This is a genomic window from Candidatus Pelagisphaera phototrophica (genome assembly GCF_014529625.1).
GTDB classification, from domain to species: Bacteria; Verrucomicrobiota; Verrucomicrobiia; order Opitutales; family Opitutaceae; genus Pelagisphaera; species Pelagisphaera phototrophica.
In genome coordinates, this window is sequence record NZ_CP076039.1 from 191864 (window position 1) to 211589 (window position 19726).

Annotated in this window: 23 protein-coding genes; 14 read left to right on the forward strand and 9 right to left on the reverse strand. The window is 48.5% G+C overall.

The genetic code is table 11. The features are described 5' to 3' along the window. Positions 1–89 precede the first annotated feature (89 nt). From GA004_RS00910 to GA004_RS00920, 3 genes are read left to right on the forward strand one after another with little or no spacing between them, the layout of a single operon-like run. On the forward strand, positions 90–1133 hold the full coding sequence (locus GA004_RS00910) for a sugar phosphate isomerase/epimerase family protein (protein WP_283395404.1): 1044 nt from the start codon (positions 90–92) through the stop codon (positions 1131–1133). Between the two features lie 24 nt (positions 1134–1157). After that, complete coding sequence (locus tag GA004_RS00915) at positions 1158–2240, forward strand: Gfo/Idh/MocA family protein (protein WP_283395405.1); 1083 nt, start codon at positions 1158–1160, stop codon at positions 2238–2240. Positions 2241–2259: 19 nt separating this feature from the next. Then, complete coding sequence (locus GA004_RS00920; RefSeq protein ID WP_283395406.1) at positions 2260–3417, forward strand: Gfo/Idh/MocA family protein; 1158 nt, start codon at positions 2260–2262, stop codon at positions 3415–3417. A gap of 67 nt (positions 3418–3484) precedes the next feature. On the opposite strand, the gene GA004_RS00925 is transcribed toward GA004_RS00920, so the two are convergent. Beyond that, complete coding sequence (locus tag GA004_RS00925) at positions 3485–4369, reverse strand: LysR family transcriptional regulator (protein ID WP_283395407.1); 885 nt, start codon at positions 4367–4369, stop codon at positions 3485–3487. A gap of 98 nt (positions 4370–4467) precedes the next feature. On the opposite strand from GA004_RS00925, the gene GA004_RS00930 reads away from it, so the two are divergent. Further along, positions 4468–4668 (forward strand): hypothetical protein, encoded by a 201-nt coding sequence (locus GA004_RS00930; RefSeq protein ID WP_283395408.1) that lies wholly within the window; start codon positions 4468–4470, stop codon positions 4666–4668. 137 nt (positions 4669–4805) lie between these two features. Here the strand turns inward: GA004_RS00930 and GA004_RS00935 are convergent, their stop codons facing one another. Beyond that, positions 4806–4970: a hypothetical protein gene (locus GA004_RS00935; RefSeq protein ID WP_283395409.1), complete on the reverse strand. Its 165-nt coding sequence runs from the start codon at positions 4968–4970 to the stop codon at positions 4806–4808. A gap of 123 nt (positions 4971–5093) precedes the next feature. Then, positions 5094–5264 carry a hypothetical protein gene (locus GA004_RS00940; protein ID WP_283395410.1) on the reverse strand — a complete coding sequence of 57 codons (171 nt, stop codon included), beginning with the start codon at positions 5262–5264 and terminating at the stop codon, positions 5094–5096. Positions 5265–5509: 245 nt separating this feature from the next. Here GA004_RS00940 and glmS point away from each other — a divergent pair, with 245 nt between their 5' ends. Then, positions 5510–7357 (forward strand): glutamine--fructose-6-phosphate transaminase (isomerizing), encoded by a 1848-nt coding sequence (gene glmS / locus GA004_RS00945; protein ID WP_283395411.1) that lies wholly within the window; start codon positions 5510–5512, stop codon positions 7355–7357. 85 nt (positions 7358–7442) lie between these two features. Here the strand turns inward: glmS and GA004_RS00950 are convergent, their stop codons facing one another. Together GA004_RS00950 and rapA are read right to left on the reverse strand one after the other, a co-directional pair. Then, positions 7443–7583, reverse strand: a complete 141-nt coding sequence (locus tag GA004_RS00950) for a hypothetical protein (protein WP_283395412.1) — start codon at positions 7581–7583, stop codon at positions 7443–7445. A 215-nt stretch (positions 7584–7798) separates the two neighbouring features. After that, entirely contained in the window at positions 7799–10663 is a 2865-nt protein-coding gene (gene rapA, locus GA004_RS00955; RefSeq protein WP_283395413.1) for an RNA polymerase-associated protein RapA, read from the reverse strand. 561 nt (positions 10664–11224) lie between these two features. Between rapA and GA004_RS00960 the strand changes: the two genes are divergently transcribed. The 3 genes from GA004_RS00960 to GA004_RS00970 all read left to right on the forward strand — a co-directional run bounded on the left by GA004_RS00960 (position 11225) and on the right by GA004_RS00970 (position 13813). Then, positions 11225–11992, forward strand: coding sequence for an HDOD domain-containing protein (locus GA004_RS00960; RefSeq protein WP_283395414.1), 768 nt, complete (start codon positions 11225–11227; stop codon positions 11990–11992). Further along, positions 11989–13446: a Si-specific NAD(P)(+) transhydrogenase gene (gene sthA / locus GA004_RS00965; RefSeq protein ID WP_283395415.1), complete on the forward strand. Its 1458-nt coding sequence runs from the start codon at positions 11989–11991 to the stop codon at positions 13444–13446. Before GA004_RS00960 ends, sthA begins: the two co-directional genes overlap by 4 nt. 76 nt (positions 13447–13522) lie before the next feature. Then, positions 13523–13813, forward strand: a complete 291-nt coding sequence (locus tag GA004_RS00970; protein WP_283395416.1) for an Rdx family protein — start codon at positions 13523–13525, stop codon at positions 13811–13813. Positions 13814–13828: 15 nt separating this feature from the next. Here GA004_RS00970 and GA004_RS00975 read toward each other — a convergent pair whose 3' ends face one another. Genes GA004_RS00975 through GA004_RS00990 form a run of 4 tightly spaced genes read right to left on the reverse strand, consistent with a single transcriptional unit; the run spans position 13829 to position 15657 of the window. Then, on the reverse strand, positions 13829–14185 hold the full coding sequence (locus tag GA004_RS00975) for a Spx/MgsR family RNA polymerase-binding regulatory protein (protein ID WP_283395417.1): 357 nt from the start codon (positions 14183–14185) through the stop codon (positions 13829–13831). 59 nt (positions 14186–14244) lie between these two features. Beyond that, on the reverse strand, positions 14245–14931 hold the full coding sequence (locus GA004_RS00980) for an RluA family pseudouridine synthase (protein ID WP_283395418.1): 687 nt from the start codon (positions 14929–14931) through the stop codon (positions 14245–14247). Positions 14932–14966: 35 nt separating this feature from the next. Beyond that, positions 14967–15290, reverse strand: a complete 324-nt coding sequence (locus GA004_RS00985) for a hypothetical protein (RefSeq protein ID WP_283395419.1) — start codon at positions 15288–15290, stop codon at positions 14967–14969. Continuing rightward, positions 15265–15657: a response regulator gene (locus tag GA004_RS00990; RefSeq protein ID WP_283395420.1), complete on the reverse strand. Its 393-nt coding sequence runs from the start codon at positions 15655–15657 to the stop codon at positions 15265–15267. Before GA004_RS00990 ends, GA004_RS00985 begins: the two co-directional genes overlap by 26 nt. Before the next feature lie 270 nt (positions 15658–15927). Between GA004_RS00990 and GA004_RS00995 the strand changes: the two genes are divergently transcribed. The 6 genes from GA004_RS00995 to msrB all read left to right on the forward strand — a co-directional run bounded on the left by GA004_RS00995 (position 15928) and on the right by msrB (position 19723). Continuing rightward, positions 15928–16146, forward strand: a complete 219-nt coding sequence (locus GA004_RS00995) for a hypothetical protein (RefSeq protein WP_283395421.1) — start codon at positions 15928–15930, stop codon at positions 16144–16146. A 154-nt stretch (positions 16147–16300) separates the two neighbouring features. Further along, positions 16301–17002: a 3'-5' exonuclease gene (locus GA004_RS01000; RefSeq protein ID WP_283395422.1), complete on the forward strand. Its 702-nt coding sequence runs from the start codon at positions 16301–16303 to the stop codon at positions 17000–17002. Positions 17003–17063: 61 nt separating this feature from the next. After that, a complete protein-coding gene (locus GA004_RS01005; RefSeq protein ID WP_283395423.1) occupies positions 17064–17309 on the forward strand; it encodes a glycosyltransferase in 246 nt (81 codons plus the stop codon). 183 nt (positions 17310–17492) lie between these two features. Continuing rightward, positions 17493–17867, forward strand: coding sequence for a glycosyltransferase family protein (locus GA004_RS01010; RefSeq protein ID WP_283395424.1), 375 nt, complete (start codon positions 17493–17495; stop codon positions 17865–17867). A gap of 168 nt (positions 17868–18035) precedes the next feature. Continuing rightward, complete coding sequence (locus GA004_RS01015; protein ID WP_283395425.1) at positions 18036–18755, forward strand: uracil-DNA glycosylase family protein; 720 nt, start codon at positions 18036–18038, stop codon at positions 18753–18755. A 575-nt stretch (positions 18756–19330) separates the two neighbouring features. After that, positions 19331–19723 carry a peptide-methionine (R)-S-oxide reductase MsrB gene (msrB, locus tag GA004_RS01020; RefSeq protein ID WP_343218830.1) on the forward strand — a complete coding sequence of 131 codons (393 nt, stop codon included), beginning with the start codon at positions 19331–19333 and terminating at the stop codon, positions 19721–19723. Positions 19724–19726: the final 3 nt, after the last annotated feature.

Consider the following 19726-nt stretch of genomic DNA (forward strand, 5'->3'; position numbering starts at 1 on the left):
TTTCTCATTGATTACGGGATAGGAATCCGTCAGAAAAACCGTCCACTTCATTATTACAACCAACAATCCCAACCCAAATAACACGCGCTATGTCTCGCCCCGTTACACTATTCACCGGCCAATGGGCCGATCTTTCTATCACAGAGCTCGCTCCGCTGGCCAAAAAGATGGGCTACGATGGCTTGGAACTCGCCTGCTGGGGAGACCATTTCGACGTAGACCAGGCAGCTCGTAGCAAGAAATACTGTAAGGAAAAATGGGAATTGCTCACGGAGAATGGACTGACTTGCTTTTCAATCTCCAACCACCTCGTCGGCCAGGCAATCTGCGACAACATCGATGAGCGCCACAAGTCAATCCTTCCTCCCGATGTTTGGGGGGACGGTAAACCGGAGGGTGTTCGCCGCCGCGCGGCAAGGAAGATGATTAAGACGGCAAAGGCCTGCCGCAATTTTTTCGATCTAAAACCAGAGAGAAAGAAAAAAGACGATTTTCCAGCAGTAGTGAATGGCTTTACCGGTTCCTCCATCTGGCACGCACTTTACGCATTTCCACCCACGGATCAGGCATTCCTCGAGAAAGGGTTCCAGGATTTCGCCAACCGGTTCATTCCGATCTTGGATGAATTTGACAAAGTAAACGTCAATTTTGGACTGGAGGTGCATCCCACCGAAATCGCTTTCGACATCGCATCCGCTGCTCGAGCGATCAAATCGCTGAGAGGGCACAAGCGATTTGGCTTCAACTACGATCCGTCGCATTTGGGTTATCAGGGAGTGGACTATGTAAAGTTCATACGCGAATTCGGAGACCGTATTTATCACGTCCATATGAAGGACGTTTGGTGGGGCCACGGGAATGGTGACGTGGGGGTATTCGGCGGGCATACGGATTTTGGCGATGCGCGGCGATATTGGGATTTCCGGTCATTGGGTCATGGCGACATCGCATTTGAGGACATCATCGTTGCCTTGAACGACGTCAACTATCGAGGCCCCCTATCGGTTGAATGGGAAGATATCCGTATGGACCGAGTTCATGGCGGAGCGGAAGCGGCATCATTTGTCAAATCCGTAGATTTTCCCTCAAGCTCTGTCGCCTTCGACTCCGCTTTCGATAAGAAAAACCAGTAGCGCGAAACATTTAAATATACTTCTATGAGCACTAAAGTAGCCATCATTGGCGCGGGCGGAATGGCCCAGTACCACATCGCAGGTTTTCGTCAGGCGGGAGCTGAAATCATAGCAATCGCGGATCTTAACGAGAATGCGGCAAAAGCCACTGCTTCGCAATATGGAGTCGGGCAGACTTTCGGATCCATCGAAACGATGTTTGAAACTCTCACAGATCTTGACGCCGTTTCGATCATTGTTCCAAACAAGTTTCATGCCCCGCTCGCCATACAGGCGCTTGAGGCAGGCAAGCACGTATTTTGCGAGAAGCCACCCGCTCTCAATGCACCTGATGTTGAAAAGATGAGGGAGGCAGCAGAATCAGCCGGAAAGCACCTCATGTTCAACTTTAACAATCGGGCAAGGCCAGAGTCCTTTGCCATGATGGACTACGTTGCCGACGGCACGATTGGTAAGATCAATTCCGCCCAGGCAAAGTGGATTCGACGGACTGGAATCCCTGGATTTGGAGGTTGGTTCACCAACAGAAGCCTCTCAGGTGGGGGACCACTCATAGACCTTCTACACATGGTCGATTTGTCCATGCACTTGATGGGCTATCCAGAGCCTGAATACGTTATGGGCAAAACCTTTTCTGACTTTATCACCGATAAAGGCTTCAAGGGACCCTGGGGAATTCCAGACAATGCGGAAGGTGTCAATGACGTTGAAGCTGCCGCTCATGGATTCGTAACTTTCAAAACCGGCCAGGTACTCAGTCTCCAGGTTTCCTGGGCAGAGCTCGTCAAACGCGAGGAGGTCTCGGTCCTCTTCCAAGGTGTCGGGGCTGGAGGGAAAATCGAACGACTCTTCGGTTCCGACGGACTGGACGAAACCTGCATCGACAGTTGCGAGCTTTACGTGCAGGAAAATGGCAATTCGGTCAATCGGGACATCCTCGTAGAAGCGTGTGAGGACATGGGGCGGTCCCGCTCCGCCGCAAATTTCATTCTGTCCATCGAAGGCAAGGAAAAGCCGCTAAACACTCCAGACCAAGCGGTTTCCCTAATGAAAATCATCGACGCCATCTACGAGTCGGCCAATTCGGGCAAGCCCGTAGCCTGCTAACCTCAAAACATCACTACTCATGAATCGAAAATTGAAAATGGGAATGGTCGGGGGTGGCCGTGGCGCTTTCATCGGAGCTGTTCACCGCATGGCCGCCAATCTCGACGGGAAAATCGAACTCGTAGCCGGAGCTTTCTCATCCGATCCGAAAAAATCCAAGCTTTCTGGAAAGGACTTCTTTCTAAACCCCTCTAGAGTATATGGATCCTACCAGGAAATGGCCAAAAAGGAATCCGAGCTTCCTGTGGGCGAACGTATCGATTTTGTTAGTATTGTCGTCCAAAATCACCTACACCATGCCGTGGCAAAGCATTTTCTTGAAGCCGGATTCAATGTCATTTGCGACAAGCCCCTCGCATACGACCTTAAAGAAGCCCGTGATTTGCGGCGCATTGTCAAAAAGTCGGGCAAGGTATTCGCTCTTACCCATAACTACACAGGGTACCCCATGGTCAAGGAAGCTCGAGACTTTGCCAGAAAAGGAAAACTTGGTCGTATCCTAAAAGTGGTCACAGAATATCCTCAAGGTTATGCGGTGGGTGATATAGAAAACAAGAACGATGGGAAAATCGCCTCTTGGAGAACGGATCCTAAGATTGCTGGCATCTCAAATTGCATTGGAGATATTGGTACTCATGCCGACAACCTAGGGGCCTACATCACTGGTCTGGAGATCGAGGAAATGTGTGCCGAGCTAACGGCTTTTATTCCGGGTCGGACACTTGATGACGATGGTAACATTCTCATTAGATACAAAGGCGGTGCGAAAGGCCTCCTCTACGCATCGCAAATCTCTAACGGTGACGAAAACAATCTGAATATCCGAATCTACGGCACCAAGGCTTCTTTGGAATGGCATCAAGAGGATCCAAATGAGCTGATTATCAAGTATCATGACAAACCTCGGCAGATTCTCCGCCGAGGGAATGGATACGTCTGCAACGCGGCGGAAACAAATACCCGCACTCCCTTTGGACACCCGGAGGGCTTTGTTGAAGCCTTTGCTAATGTCTATCTGGCAGCGGCAAAATCTATCGCCGCAGAAGTGGCCGGTAAAAAGCTACCGAAAAACCCCGACTTTCCGACTGTCGAAGACGGCATACGAGGTATGGCGTTTATCGCAACCGCAGTTAAGAGCTCCAACAGCAAATCCAAGTGGACTACGATGCTGAAATAGGGGGTCTCCCAAAACTTTACGAAAAGGCCAATCCGTGATTGGTTTTGCCTTTTTCTTTGATTTTAAATCACCCTTTTCCATCAACAAATTCACGGACAACATCGAGAAAACCAATTGCCCCGGAAGATAAATATCGTCGCTCGTGGGTGAGGGCAAAGAGCAGACGAGACATCTTAAGCGATTTCATCGACTTGAAAACCACATCACAGGGCGAAATCGACTCACGAGCCATTTCTGGTAAGATCGCTAAACCGAGACCAATGTGCACTAGGGCGACTGCAGTGCTAACCTGCGAACAGTAAGCCGCGGTTTTTGGCTCGAAGTCGTTTCTTTCGAAAAACTCCATAACCTTTGCCCCTAGGGCAGAAGATTCTCCCAAAACGATCAACGGCTCGTCTTTGAAGTCCTCGATGGAAATATCCTCTCTATTCGCCAAAACATGCCCTCGAGGGATAACAAGATTGAGTTTTTCTTGGATAATGGGCTCCGCATCTACCTGTGAAACGCCACCGGAATAGGAAGAGATTACGACATCAAGGTTCCCACTAACCAAATTCTCTAGAAGCGCCCGCCTTAGATTTTCGTCGACCCTAATCCGAAGCTCAGGAAATCGTTCGCAACAGGTTTTGAGTACAGGGGGTAAAAGAAACGGGGCTACGGTCGGAGTTACTCCAATGCGAAGGTTCCCTTTGAAGTCACTCGCACTTTCACGGATTTCCCGGACTGCGTTATCCGCTTCCATTAGAATCGAGCGGGCCCGCTTCTCGAACTGCTTTCCCACTGAGGTTAGCTCCACTCGCCTTCCCAAGCGATTGAAAAGGCGATTCCCCAATTCATCCTCCAGCTTAATGATCTGAGCGCTCAGCGATGGCTGGGACACAAAGGACTTTTCAGCGGCACGAGTGAAGTTTCGCTCCTCCGATATGGCTAAAAAATACCTGAGTTGATGCATTTCCATAGTTTTAAACTATGGATATTATAACTTATAAGTATTTCAAGTTATAATGAAAGTGTGCGATACTCCACTCGTCAGCCAAAACTGACCAAAAAATGAATACACAAACCAAGAGTAACATAATCGCTTCAACTATCCTGGCTCTAGTGCCATTTGGGCTTTTCGGGTTTCAAATGCCCGCTGGAGAGCTCATCGCGGGAGTTGCAATCACTGCAGCCCTCGTTGGTCTCGGAGTTATGGATCTTAAGCAGGGAGCTTATTCTAGCTTCAAGCGGGGACCGCGGACGCGGGCCTAAGAAGAATTCTATCGATTCTAGATTTTTGAATGGGATCATAGAACCATGAAACGATTATTCTGAAACAGAAAACAAACCGGCGGTCGTTCCAAAGGGGCGACCGTCGCGAAATTGACGCCAAAAGGGAGGAGTCACATTCAAAAGAGGTAGCGAATACCGAAAACGAAATCTTCTACCCAACTGAGAAAGCCGCGAATCTTTACCTTGTCGTCGGGATCTGCTTCAGTCAGGATAACGAGTACGCTCCCCGTCGCCGTCGCCCCCACAAACGTAGCCCCTGCAGATAGGGATGCTCGAATCATCTCAAGAATTCACGTTTGCTGTAGCACGCTTCCTGCGAAATCCGCGTCTCCGGTATTCATTCCCCCCAGAGTCGTTAGCGCTGACAAGCCGGTTTTCGCATAAACAGAGAAATCGTCCATCAGTTATCTCGCCTCAGGTGACTTGTCTGCCACGAATTCTAGGACGGAAAGAGCACCCAACACGGTAATCATAACTCCACTCGTAAACCAAGTCGGGTGATTGCTCGCCTTACGTGCCATTTCTCCAAGGAATTCTATGTTGGCTAGAAATGGCCACGAGTGGCCGTATTTCATGAAAAGGGCGGTCAAAAAACCGGTAAGAATATTCGTAACGAGGATAACCCAGACAGTCCGAGCGAATAAAGAAGGGCATTAAGCTTCATAGGACGCGTGCCGATCCGATTTAACGTTTAAACTCTCTGAGAAAAGAGCCTGCGATAGTATTGGATTTTTATTTATATACACTGCAGGCATTTTCATAAACTATAAAAAAGTATCGAACTCATTTTTCCTACTCAATTATAAGTAATCTATCGACTATGTGTGGAATCGTTGGCTACATCGGAAAACAGGAGGCATCTCCCTTACTGCTTGAAGGATTGAAGCGATTGGAGTACCGAGGGTACGACTCCGCAGGAGTCGCCGTTTTGACGGAAAAGGAACTCAAACTGAAAAAACACAAAGGCCGAGTCACGGAACTAGCCAAACATGTGTCTGGGAATTCGCTCTCCGGCAATCTTGGCATATGCCACACCCGTTGGGCTACCCACGGGGCCGTCACGGAGGAGAACGCTCACCCGCACGTTAGCTTCGACGGAAAAATCGCGATGGTTCACAACGGAGTCATCGAAAACTATCTTTCGATCAAGAAGTTTCTAGAGGGCGAGGGATACAGCTTCTACTCTGAAACGGACTCGGAGGTTTTCTGCAACCTGATCGCTTACCATTATGCCAAGGAAGACAGTGAGTCCGAAACGCGTTTTCCGGATAGCGTGCGTCGCACCTTGAAGCATATTGAAGGAACTTACGGAATCGCCGTCATCTGTGCGGACCATCCCACCGAACTCGTCGGAGCAAGGAAAGGCTCTCCACTAATCGTCGGGATTGGACCCGATGAATACCTACTTGCGAGCGACGTATCGGCGATTATTCGCCGGACTTCCAATGTGGTCTACCTCAACGACGGCGAAATAGTCAGCCTCAAGAACGGCGAACTTAATTTGCTCACCAATGACGAGGAGATTTTAACCCCGGAAATCAAAACCATTGATTGGGATATCGCTGAGAGCGAACTCGGCGACTACGAGCACTATATGCTCAAAGAGATTTTCGAGCAATCTGGAGCTCTCGAGAATGCGATGCGTGGGCGCTTTTCCGACGATATGAGCACCGCCAAATTCGGAGGGCTCAACACAACCGCTCAGGAATTGCGTCAGATCGATCGCATTCTACTTTGTGCCTGCGGAACCGCCTGGCACGCCTGTTTGGTAGGAGAATACTTGATTGAGCGCTTTGCTCGGATACCAGTGGAGGTAGAATACGCCTCTGAATTTAGATACCGAAACGCGCCCTTGGACAAGAATACTCTGGTTCTCGTCATTAGTCAGTCGGGCGAGACGATCGACACCCTAGCAGCGCTTCGCGAGTCCAAACGAAAAGGTTACAAGACCCTCGCCATCAACAACAGTGTGGGCTCTACCATCGCCCGCGAATCCGATGGAGGAATCTATCAACACGCCGGTCCAGAAATCGGGGTGGCTTCCACTAAAGCGTTCACATCCCAACTACATATCCTTTCCATGCTCGCCCTTTACCTTGGAAGGCTTCGCGATATGTCTTTTCAGGACGGCCTTGAGTACGTTGCTGCATTAAAACAAGCTCCCGAATTGGTCACCGAAACGGTTAAACTGAGTGACCAGATTCTCGAGATTTCCAAGAAGTACAAGGACATGACCGATTGTCTGTTTCTCGGCCGACAAGACATGTTCCCCATCGCCTTGGAAGGCGCCCTAAAACTGAAGGAAATATCTTACATACACGCAGAGGGGTATCCTGCTGCGGAGATGAAGCACGGTCCAATCGCCCTGATAAGTGCTGAGTGTCCAGTAATCGTTCTAGCGACTCAGCCTGATATTCACGAAAAACTTGTATCCAACATCCAGGAAGTGAAGGCTCGCGGAGCACCGGTGATTGCGATCGCGAACCGAAGTAACCCACTTCCTAAGGAAATCGCAGACGATCAGATATTGATTCCAGATTGTCATCGGGCCGTCCTCCCTATCCTCGCGAGTATCCCCACGCAGCTCCTGAGCTACCACATCGCCAACCTGCGTGGGTGCGACGTCGACAAGCCGAGAAACCTCGCTAAATCTGTGACCGTCGAATAGACTAACCTCATGCTCTGGCAGATATGTTCTGCCCGACCGTTTCCTCGGATCCCAGTAGACCTATTTTGTTACAGCCAAGCTTAGCTTAGAGGGCTTCCCGAAGTTTTTCTCGGGTAAATCCTTCGACTGTCGCTTGAGAAATGTCCACCCATTGAAAACGCCTGACCCTATCTGGCTGACCATCGAGATTCTGCTCGAATTGACTGCTAGCGACGTCGACGCTCAATTGAGTGGAGGTAATAACTGGGATAGCATCCGCGAAAAACACTCACGAATAATAAGTATCCGGCACCAAAGCACAACAGAGTAAACTACTCAATTATAACCGATTTTTGAGGATTACTGCCAATTTCTCACGGATTGACCCCGGCGTATTGTACTCAAACCCCCTAGATGAGGTTTCTGGAATTCGCCTCGTATCACCTTCTCCCGTTTGGATATCTAAATCTCCAGGTCGACGACTTCTCCCTCCACGATCAGTCTTGTAGAGTCGAGCCTAAGACGGGCCGCATCAATTCCTTCCGTGATTCCCTTCATTTCGTCTTTAGCTAGCTCAACTTCCTCTTTTCTGACATTTTCATTAATCTTACGCAGATCAACTAGCCGCCGAAGCTCGGCTCCCAGCGCCGCTTTCATTTCCGACTTTGCGGACTGCTTTATGTTGGTGGACTCCTTTCGGGCCATATCCTCAGCACCATTTAGCATCGATTGGAGAATATCTCGATTGAAACCGGGATTTTCCAAAAATCGATTCAGTGATCCATCGATTAACTGAGTTTGCTCCCAAGCCGGATCGTGTTCATGAGTGAGATCGTCTCCACGAATATCCACCAGAATTCTTATCGGCGTAGGTGCCATAAACCGATCCAAATGCAGATGGGCCTGAGCCACTGGTTCCAGAACAAAAATCGCTTCCAGCAAAATATTAGATTGGTCTGATTCCCTGATACTAAAGGCCGAAACACCTACCTCGGAATTGATAAGCAATGCCATTGACTCAAGGACAAGCGGGTGGTCCTGCGATATGAATTCGATGTCTTCTCGCACAATTGCCCGATCTCGATCAAAAGTCGCCAAAACCCCCTCATAAGGTATCCTTGGAAACGACTCCACATAGGCATGACGGCTGTCAAAAAAAACCTCGCCCGCTTCGTGTTCTTCAATCCGCACCCCATAGTGGTCCAGCAGATCGAACAACATGGTGCGACTCGTAGAATCGTTCTCCGTTCGACGGATATTGTCCACCACCTCATTGGCCACTGTCTGATCGAATGAGTTCAATTCCAACAAACGGTCTCTGCCAAGACGCAACCTCTCCGTGAGCTCCTCGCGGAAAGCGATCGTTTCCTCAACAAAGGCTTCAAGCGCTTCTCGGTTGCCTTTTTTCTGGCCACGGCCATATTTCAGGGCTCCCTCCAGTAGCCGAGCACTGAACGCCTCCTTGTACTCAACGCTGCCATGAGTGCAAACTTCGAAGGCGTCCAAACCTTGATAAAACCAGTCTGCGACAAACTCTTGCGGGCTCCCCACAATATAAGGCACATGAATCTGAATTGTAGCCGTTTGGCCGATACGGTCCAACCTTCCTATGCGCTGTTCAAGCAGTCCTGGGTTGGCTGGTACATCAAATAAGACGAGATCATGAGCGAACTGGAAATTTCTCCCCTCGCTGCCAATCTCCGAGCAAAGCAGAATTCTCGCGCCTTCTGGTTCCGCAAACCAGGCCGCATTCCGGTCTCGTTGAACCAGCGGCAGCTTCTCATGAAACAACGCAATCTTAACGTTAAGCTTTTCCTGCAACGCGGATTCGATCGCTAGCACTTTCCGCTTCGACTTGCATATCAACAGTATCTTGGCGTTACGTTTCCCCTTTAAAAAAGACACCAGCCATTCCAGCCTAGGGTCACCCTTAAACTGGTACCGAATTTCATGTTCCTTGTCATTGAACTCCGCTTCAAATTCCTTCGCCAATCTGCTGAGTAGCACATTTGATTCACCAGTGGGATTAAGAGGAACTGGGCAGTACATTCTTTTAGGAAACCCTGTCATGTTTGCCCGGGAATTCCGAAACACAACCCGACCCGTTCCATGTTCGTCCAGCAATGCTTTCAATAAAACGTCCTTGGCTCCTCGCTTTCCACTTTCAAAGTCTGCCAACCGCTTTTCGAGGCCGTCTAGGTCTTTAACGAAAATCAGTTTCAAGGCAGATCGATCCGCCGTAGACAGTGCGACCTCGTCAACGATCTTTCCAGCCACTCTCGCCACCGACTCAAAACCTTCCATCTCGTTCTTAAAGGCTTCCAAGTCACTGTAACGATTCGGATCCAGCAAACGAAGGCGGGCAAAGTGACCCTCGAGCCCCAACTGTGTAGGCGTAGCTGTCAACAAAAGCAGCCCGGGGCTATCCCGTCCCAGCAAGTCTACAAGCTCGTATTCAGAGTTCTGGGAATCGGGAGCCCATTCCAGATGATGGGCCTCATCAACAACTACGAGTTCCCAGCCTGCCTCAATCGCCTGGCCAGACCGGATGGCGTTCCCCGCTAGAAAATCGATGCTGCACAAGACCAGTTGCTCATCCAAAAATGGATTCATCCCCGCATTGCTTCCCTCCGCGGCAAGGCATCGCTCTTCATCAAAAATACTGAACCATAAGTTAAATCTGCGAAGCAGTTCTACGAACCATTGATGTATCAATGATTCTGGCACAAGGATTAGAATACGCTCCGCTTTCCCAATGGATCTTAAACGCTGAATAATCAAGCAAGCTTCAATTGTCTTACCCAGTCCCACTTCATCCGCCAGGAGCACACGTGGTGATTGCCGTTTTGAAACCTCGTGCAGAATGTACATTTGATGGGGAATCAAATCAACCCTGCCCCCAGTGAAGCCCCGCATTGGAGACCTTCTCAGCTCATTCTGCACCCTCAAGGTTTTGTAACGTAAATCAAAAACCTCTCCCGGATCCGCCAAACCGCTCATCAATCTATCATGAGGCGAACTAAAACTCGCTGAATCCGAAAGATCGCTTTCACAGATTTCAAACCCACTAGCGCGATAGTACAGCAGACCCGATCTTTCTTCAACACCTTCGACGGTATACGTCTTTTCTTCGTGAGAAGTAATTTTTTCACCTTCTCGGAAACGAGCCCGCTTGAGGACGATCGTATCAGATGCGTACATTCGCTCCACCCCCGAGGCCGGGAAAGCAATCCCTACCTGGAAATTACTTACACTGACTACCGTTCCCAAACCCAGTTCCGGTTCCGGTTCACTGATATAACGTTGTCCCAAGACAAATCCTGACATGATTTACGCTATCAACACAGATAATGGGTCGAACCAACCAAAATCGCAGAGTTGGCCGAATCTTACTTTGGGAGCAAAACAAAAACCAACTTGAGACAGCAGCCACAAACCTACCCATTTGATAGTTTAGACCAAAGGAAGATTCGCTTGCCTGCCGCGAAAGCAACATTCGATTTCCAGAGAGGATTATTCTTCGGCAATCAATCACGGTAAAATTCATCTAAATTTCACACGCGTTTTCATTTAGGGTACACACTCGATAGATGCCCGTGTATTTATCTATCTTTTAAGGGAAATCTACCGTTTTTAAAACGATTCAGAGAACACTCTTCTATAGTGACGGAGATTCTCTTCTTTTCGAGGGGGAAACTACTTAACAATTCCCTTTGCCTGACGATCTATATTTGAGCGTTGTGCGGGACCAATAAACCAGAGCTGAATCGATTTTTTACCTTAAGAGTTATGACACGGGAGTCTCATTCAACCACCAAGTCGCCAAAGCACATAATTGCAGCTGTGCTAGAGGAAAGGCTGAATTCTTCAAATCTCCAGCTTCCTGTAATGCCCAGAGTCGCCAGCAAAGTTTTCACGCTGACGAACGACCCAAACTCAGAGGTCAGCGATCTATCAAAGCTAATCCACAGCGATCAGTCTATCGCCTCTCACGTTTTGAGAATAGCAAACTCTGCCGCTTATGGAGGAGGCGAACAAATCGTGTCGCTCCAGCAAGCAGTTACCTGCCTTGGCATGAATCTTCTCGGAGAAGTCGCGATCGCTGTATCAGTACAGAGCGACCTATTTAAGGCTCCGGGTTTTGAAGCGCAGATCACCCAACTTCTCCGTCACGCTCTTGCTTCTGCTTCCTACGGGAAAGAGATTTCGCGCAAGCGCCGTCGTAATGTTGAAGGACAGTTTCTTTGCGGCCTTCTCCATTCAGTGGGAAAACCGATTACGGTTCAACTAATCTCGACGATCACAAAGGAAAAGGATCTCGAGCTCGACAAGAAAAGCGTTGCCCAGCTCGTCGGCGCTTTCCATCGGAAGATCGCAGCCAAAGTTGCAGTTGACTGGAAACTGCCCGAACAGCTGCAAGTTACGACGATCTACTACAAGCGCTATGAATCCGCTCCCAGCTTCAGGGAGGAGTCCGCTGCTACTTATCTCTCGCAACTTTTGGCAAGTTGGATAATCAATCCCGCCAATTTTAAAGTGAACGAACTCATCAAGGACCCAGTTTTCGGGTTTCTAAATTTCTATCCAGATGATGCTGAGGACCTCCTCAATAAAAAAGACCACGTAAAGACCATGGTATCGGCGATGGAGATATGAACATAGAAGAGGAATTCGACCTAATCGTTATTGGTTCTGGCCCCGGTGGACAAAAAACAGCGATCCAAGCCACCAATGCCGGCCTAAAGGTAGCCCTTATCGATCGCGAGCGCAAAGTGGGCGGTACCTGCGTCCACCATGGAACCATTCCGAGCAAGACACTTCGTGAAGCAGCTCTGACCATTACAACTCTCCGCCGCAACCCAGACGTATTTGATTTCAAGCTGAAAGACGACATGGAGGTTTCGACCTTGATGAAACGTCTCGATTCAGTCCTTGGTTCCTACACCGATTTCATTTCTGAGTACCTGACAAGCCAAGGGATCTCCTACTTTCACGGTCGAGCGTCCATCTCAGACGCTAATACGGTCTCCCTCACAACGCTCAAAGGATCCTCTAGTTTTCTTAGCGCTAAATATATCGTAATTGCAACCGGATCGAAACCTAGAACGCCCTCAGACATCGAAGTCGATCACGAGAACATACTCGATAGCGACTCCATACTCAGTATGATCTACCTTCCTCGTTCGCTTACTGTTGTAGGTGGGGGCGTCATTGCTTCTGAGTACGCATCCATTTTCTCCTTACTAGGAGTCAAAGTTACGATGTTTGACCGAACGTCCCGTCCGCTCATTTTCATGGAGCCAGAGTGTACTGAAAAGTTCCTGAACCACTTCACAAAAAATGGCGGTGAGTATATCGGCGAGGCAAAGTACGAGAGCATTAAGTGGGATTCGGTTTCACAGGTAATCACCAAGCTAGACAACGGTACCGTAATCTCTAGCGACAAAATGCTTGTTGCTCAAGGCCGTATCGCAAATACACAAGGGCTTGGCCTCGAAGATCTCGGTATCGAGCTTGGAAGAAACGGGGCCATCCCCGTTGATGATAACTACCAGACATCTATCGAAGGCCTTTACGCAGTCGGGGACGTCATTGGACCTCCTTCTCTCGCTTCCGTATCCATGGAACAAGGTCGAAGAGCCATATGCCATGCTCTCGGAACTGATCCAGGCAGCAAATTTGAACTAGTCCCCAATGGCATCTACGCGGTTCCTGAACTTTCTAGCGTGGGGATCTCGGAAGATCAGGCCCGAGAAAAATACGGTAACGATATCATAATCGGACGTGCAAGTTTTGATGAAGTTGCCCGCGGTCAAATTGCGGGTTTCAAAGATGGGCTTCTCAAAATGATCGCCGACTCCAAAACGTTAAAGATCCTAGGAGTTCATGTTGTCGCAGAGGGTGCAACCGACTTGATCCATGTCGGGGAAATGGCGATTCTGAACAACAACGACGTTCGAGTATTTTTGGAAAACGTAATGAACTTTCCAACTCTTGGTGAAGCTTACCGTATTGCAGCTCTAAACATCATTACCAAGCACGCTGAGAGGCTAGCTCGTAAACCAGAGTCTCGCATCCAGAATCTGATCGAACAGGCAGAGCTCAACTAAAAAGTACTGCCCGCTAACAAAGGTTCAGATCTTTGCCATTGCGATTCAGCTGCTCAGCGATTGGGCTAGAGGCGTAATGACTGACATTAGATCGCCTCGTATTTCGATTCTGTATTGCCGGCAGTGTCGCTGGATGATGCGAGCTGCTTGGCTCGCCCAGGAAGTTCTCACCACTTTCTCCGAAGAAATCGGTGAAGTTGCCCTTCAGCCGGGAACGGATGGCGTCCTAGAAATCCGATTAAATGGAGATCTCCTCTATTCAAGAAAGACAGAGGGCCGGTTTCCGGAAGCAAAAGAGGTTAAACAGCTGATTCGCGACCGAATCGCTCCCCACAGAGATCTAGGCCACAGCGACCGGAAACCTTAAAAACGGCTATTGTTGCTAAAACCCCAAGCGCTCAATCCACTCAGTTTCTTTGAACCCGACAACTCCTCCCGTAGCCCAAATTGCGAAGGGGCGCTTTACCAAGTTTCCATTTTTTCCCAGTAAATCGAACGCTTCCTTTTCGCTAAGAGATGAAATCTTGTCTTTGAGGTTGAGGGCTCGGTAATCACCCCCGGATACATTAAAAAGGCGACTCAAACCACCTTGGTAATAGCTAAGCATCTTGGCAAGCTCATCCCGCTTCGGAGGGGTTTCGCGAATCGCTAGGTTTTCGAATTCGATATTCCGCTCTTTAAGCCACTTAAGAGCCTTCCGGCATGAATCGCATCCTTTGTATGAATACACACGTAACATACTCTTATCATCAAGGTGTTTTTCAATCCCAGCAATCTAGAAATCGATGCCCATTTCGATTAGATCCTAAATGATAATCTATTCAGCCAATGATGCCAGAACTCAGGTGGATCCACTGAAACTCGAACGTCGCCCGACCCATTTGGGTGGCGAAAACCGAGCGAATACGCGTGAAGCATAAAGGCGTTTGCGCGATCAGAGGAATAAAAACGGTCTCCTACGATTGGATGGCCAGCCTCAAGACAGTGTAAACGTATCTGATGCGTTCTGCCCGTCTTAGGTAGGGCTTGAATCCATGAATACTCCCTGTCACTTCCAAGAACACGAAAAGTGGTTTTTGATGGCTTCCCTATATCAACGCTGTTTTCCCACCTACCCTCCGACAATGGCCTGATCTTAGTCTCCACCTTATTCGTCCGCTTATCCCAACTCCCAACGACTATCGTCCAGTATTCCTTCCTAATCTTCTTCTTCTCAAACAGCTCCGAAAGCTCACGATTCCACTTCTGGTTTTTCGCAAAAAGCACCAGACCGCTTGTATCTCTATCCAGGCGATGAAGTGGTCTGGAATGATTTCCCGTGTAATCTTTGACCCAGTCCGTCAAGGTGTCTTCGACCGAATTGAAGCCTTCGACGAGCACACCTTGCGGTTTGTCTAAAATCAGCAAATCTTCGTCTTCAAAAAAAACTTTGGGAGCCCTAGCCAAATCAAACGCCAACTTGCCTAGCCAAACACGATCGGTCAACCTTGTCTAAGGACCAGTTAGATCGTAAATTTCAATCAAAGCACACCCGTTTCATCATTGTTCCCGGCTACGATAGCCGTATACAAACCGGGCTCGAGCCATAAAAAGAAAGCGCTATCACCACTCCCCTCAGTTAAGTCAAAGGCTCCTGCCGACGACATCAACGAAACAAGTTGCTCCTTCTCAGGTTGTACATCCCGTTCGTCATTCGAATCGATCACGCTGAAGCCTCTGTACAAGCTTAAGGTAGGGTCCGAAACTAAATTGTTACCGCTTTGCGCAACGATACCCTTCCCTATCGCGCGAATCAGAATTCTCTTCGGAAGGTTGCCTTCAATCACAAATCCGGCAATGAGCACTTCCGATCCAGTGCCTACTCGACCACGCCTCCATTTCAATGCGATGCTCGCGAGAACGTCGGCTTCGCTTCGCCTTCGCGCAACGAGCCAAAATGAGAGGCACCTCTTGCAGCTCGAAAGGCTTAGACATGTAATCCGCAGCCTTTCGCTTCATTGCTTCGACCGCGATTTCCCACCCGCCATCTGCAGTCATCACGACAAAGGATTTGTCTTTCGCGTAATCTAAAAGATCTACTCCCAGGCCATCAGGCAGGTGAACATCAAACAATGCGTAATCAAAAGGCATCGAAGAAAGCACGTTCTTCGCAGCCGCAAAGCATTCGACTGATACCACATGGGCCCCCTCTTCTTCCAAAAATCGAGACAATCACTTTCTTAAAAGCGGTTCATCTTCAACGACTAGGACATCCCTACCACAAAGACGCGAGTTCATTTTCGACTATCAATAAATCGAAGTAGCAAAAATTTACAATCGTCTATTCAATCTGCCCGCCGTAATCTTTATACGAATACAATATGCCGCATACTGGGTTATAATTAAGACTAGAAAATCCGAGCCTCTGGAAAATTAAAAATATTAAACAAATGTAAATCTTGCTTGCCAAAATTTTACAAGTCGCCCAATTTCGAGAGGTTAATGATTCAGCCTACACACAGCAATCTCCAAGCCCAATCTCCTCTTAGGCAGGAGTACGTGGAAGAACTTGCGCGGCTGGAGCAAATTGAATCTCGCTTGGGCACCATGTTAGAGAGAGAAAACGATCTGAATATCGCCCAGGAAATCGCCCATCGGCTTTCCAACATTCAGATGATTCTTGCCATTAGAGAAGGTAAAACATCGGATCCTGGCCTTTAGTTGGCATTTTTATACTAAAACGCCATCAATTGGGCTGAAAAAGAGTCAGCTGGTAATGAGGAGGGTCGATTATATCATTCTATCATTTGCCTCTATCAGGGAACGGAGCGACTGCTTTGAAAGTCCCTAGTTTATCAATCCTTTTTAGTCTTCAGTGAAACCTCTCAATCAAACGCACAGATCGCTTTTTCACCCTCTGCTGGGAGTGAAGCAACTCGTTGTGTTCGACCTCGAGACGACCGGCTTGCGACCCAAGCAAGAAGAGATTACTCAAATCGCGGCTATCGAATTGGGCGGGATGCGAATGGAGATGGGAAGATCTTTCTGTACTTACGTGAATCCAGGGAAGCCGATTCCAAAACAGATTCAAAAGCTCACTCGTGTGCGAGATAATAACGTCAAGAATTCGCCGAATCCCAAGGAGGCAATCCAAGCGTTTTCCAATTTCGTGGGGCAGGCAACTCTGTTTGGCCATGATATCTATCGATTCGATTTCCAGTTCATTTCAAAGCACGTGAGGGACGACCCCGCCCATTCTCGTAATATCCAGTTTATCGATACGATGGACATCTTCGAGGCTCTCTGGCCCGATTTCTCGAGGCTTCGCAACTCGCTGGACGATATAGCTGAGCGCCTGTCCGCTGGACTCTCCTCTATCCGACGCCACGACGCGAAAGGAGACGCTATATTGCTGGCTCATGTTTTTCAGCGGATACAGGATCATCCAAACCTAGAGCGGCTATGCTCTAGGGTACCCGTTCACGAAACTCGCCTGCCAGAGCCTTTACCCGTATCCTATGCAAGTTCAACGGAACCTTTGGTAGGAAAGAGTTTCAAAACTTCCGTATCCTACTAGTCGAACTAGGCGAGGTTTCATATTACTTGCCCCTGCTCCGAATTCGGACTGTTCTCGTTTAATGGGACGCTGCATTTCCTATATCATTCCTGCTTTAAACGAAGAAGGAACTCTGGACGAAACCCTAGACAGCATCGACAATCAGGCGAGTGATAAAGAGGTGATTATCGCTGATGGTGGCAGCAATGACAAGACATTAGAAATTGCCCAAAAACGACGATACGAAATCATTCCAAGTATTCCCGGAAGAGGGACTCAACTAAATCGCGGCGCAGATCAGGCAAAAGGCGACTTTCTTCTTTTTTAGCATGCGGATACTACCTTGCCCAAAAGAGCATCCATAGAGGTCGTATCGCTAATGAAAGTTCCAGGGACTATCGCTGGTTCCTTCCATCTTGCATTCAAACCGTCTTCGAAACTTCTCCAGTTCTACTCGCTATGTACATCTTTGAGCAATTTGTATTTCACCTTTGGGGACCAAGGACTTTTCATGCCTAGATCCACATTCTACGCGCTAGGAAAATTCAAACCGTACCCAATTCTTGAGGATGTGGATTTTCAGATCAGGCTGAGGGCCATGGGAAGATTCGTCAAATCAAAGTTAGCCGTAACCACTTCTCCGAGACGCCTCTTAAAGCACGGCATCATTCGGCAGCAGTTACTCAATCTATTTATCGTTGCCGGTTTTCAGGCAGGCATCCACCCAAGGGCACTCTCCCGATTCTACTTGGATGTTCGCAAGCAGCTACAGTTTCTTCCATGCGGCTACTTTAATGGCGGCTCAGAAATCAAACTTCATCTACAATCTCGTATACAAACACATTGTATCGCACGTGGACACTATCGATATCCGTTGCCAGCATAATGAGCATTACCAATGCTGAAAAACAGCAAACAATTATTGCTATCATAGTCCCTCCTCGTTAACTCCCAATAACTGATACGCTCAAGTGAACAAGATGGTTCCATCAATATCCGGGCTAGCCTCACCTAAGGTATTGACGGTCCATAAAGGATATCCCACAACCCGACTATGAGCACTTCAAAAAGCCTGATTGAAGCGGCCAAAAAGCTTTCTGCTGAAGTCAATCTTCTGAAGTTTGCTGACCCTGTTTCATACGTTTACAACCCCCTCGATTATGCATGGGAAAGCCACCAAAGTTATATCGAAAAATTTGGAAGTTCCAAAAAGCGGGTTGTATTCATGGGTATGAATCCAGGACCTTGGGGAATGTCTCAAACCGGGGTTCCATTCGGAGAGATCTCTTTCGTTAGAGATTGGATGGGAATCGACAAACCCGTGGAGAAACCGAATCGAGAACATCCAAAACGTCCTATTGTCGGATTCGAATGTGCAAAGTCAGAAGTTTCAGGCCGCCGACTCTGGGGGCTCTTCGCTCAACGCTATCAGGATCCAGCCAGTTTCTTCGAAGATCACTTCGTCCTCAACTATTGTCCCCTTGTTTTCATGGAGGAAAGCTCGCGAAACCGAACTCCCGAAAAACTACCAGCAATCGAGTCCTCCGCACTGTTCAGCTCCTGTGATCAGCATCTCAGGAGATGCATAGAAATTCTAGAGCCCAACTGGATCGTTGGGGTGGGCGGCTTTGCCCAAACTCGAGCCAAAGAAGTCTTGTCAAGTTTCGAAATTCGACACGGAAAAGTACTGCATCCCTCCCCCGCCAGCCCAGCGGCAAATCGAGGATGGGCTGAAGCAGCAACCAAGCAACTCACGGATCAGGGAATTTGGTAGATCCGAACATTCCCAACCCGATCAGCTGCCCTTTGTGAATCGACAATCGGCGGAGAAAAGTCGCTTACTTGCCCCAGTCTATTGAATCGAAATTCTGCCGGAAATCTTCTGAGAAGATATTCCGGGGTACATCGCCTTTACCGTTCTGACTAGAGGAATCAGTCTTAGCTTTAGGCGTAGATTCACTTGGACTTGGCTTTGACTCCGCCTTCGAGGGTGAACTTTTCTTTTCTTCTGCCATGGTTGTTGCGAAATTTAGAGGGGCTAACAAAAAAATCCTGCTTCGCCTGTCAATGACAAATGCGATAGTGGAAATCAATTCTGGCAGAGAATTATACACTTAAACCCTTACTCATTCTCGCCAGCGACGTATTCGGCAGATTGGAACTCCAGGCTCTCACCCCATCTCACTTTCAAACATTCAAAGGCAATCGAATATCGATTCAGTTCGCTTTCAAATGAACAGCCTCTATTGAAACATAGCCATGCGGGATTATACCAAAAAATCACCCCAAGAGAAACTGAATCCGGAGGCCAGCACTTGCGGCCTCCCTTCGAATGCAGATATTGGCCAGATGGGGAAAGTCCGCAAGTCAGACGAGGAATGGAGACAATCCCTCAGCCCCGAGCAATACAGAGTGCTAAGAAACCAAGGTACCGAGCCTCCTTTTCAAAACGAATATTGGGACTGGAAAAAAGAAGGAAACTACTACTGTGCTGGATGCGGTGAAACGCTTTTTTCAAGTAACACAAAATTTGACTCGGGTACCGGTTGGCCCAGTTTCTTCAAACCGGCTGATCCGCAAATCGTTGGCGAGACAATCGATGTGAGTCATGGGATGACCCGAACTGAAGTTCACTGCAACAATTGCAGTGGCCATCTAGGTCATGTTTTTCCCGATGGCCCGAAACCAAGCGGACTCCGCTACTGCATCAACTCCGCTTCGCTCGTTTTTAAACCGGAATAGTAG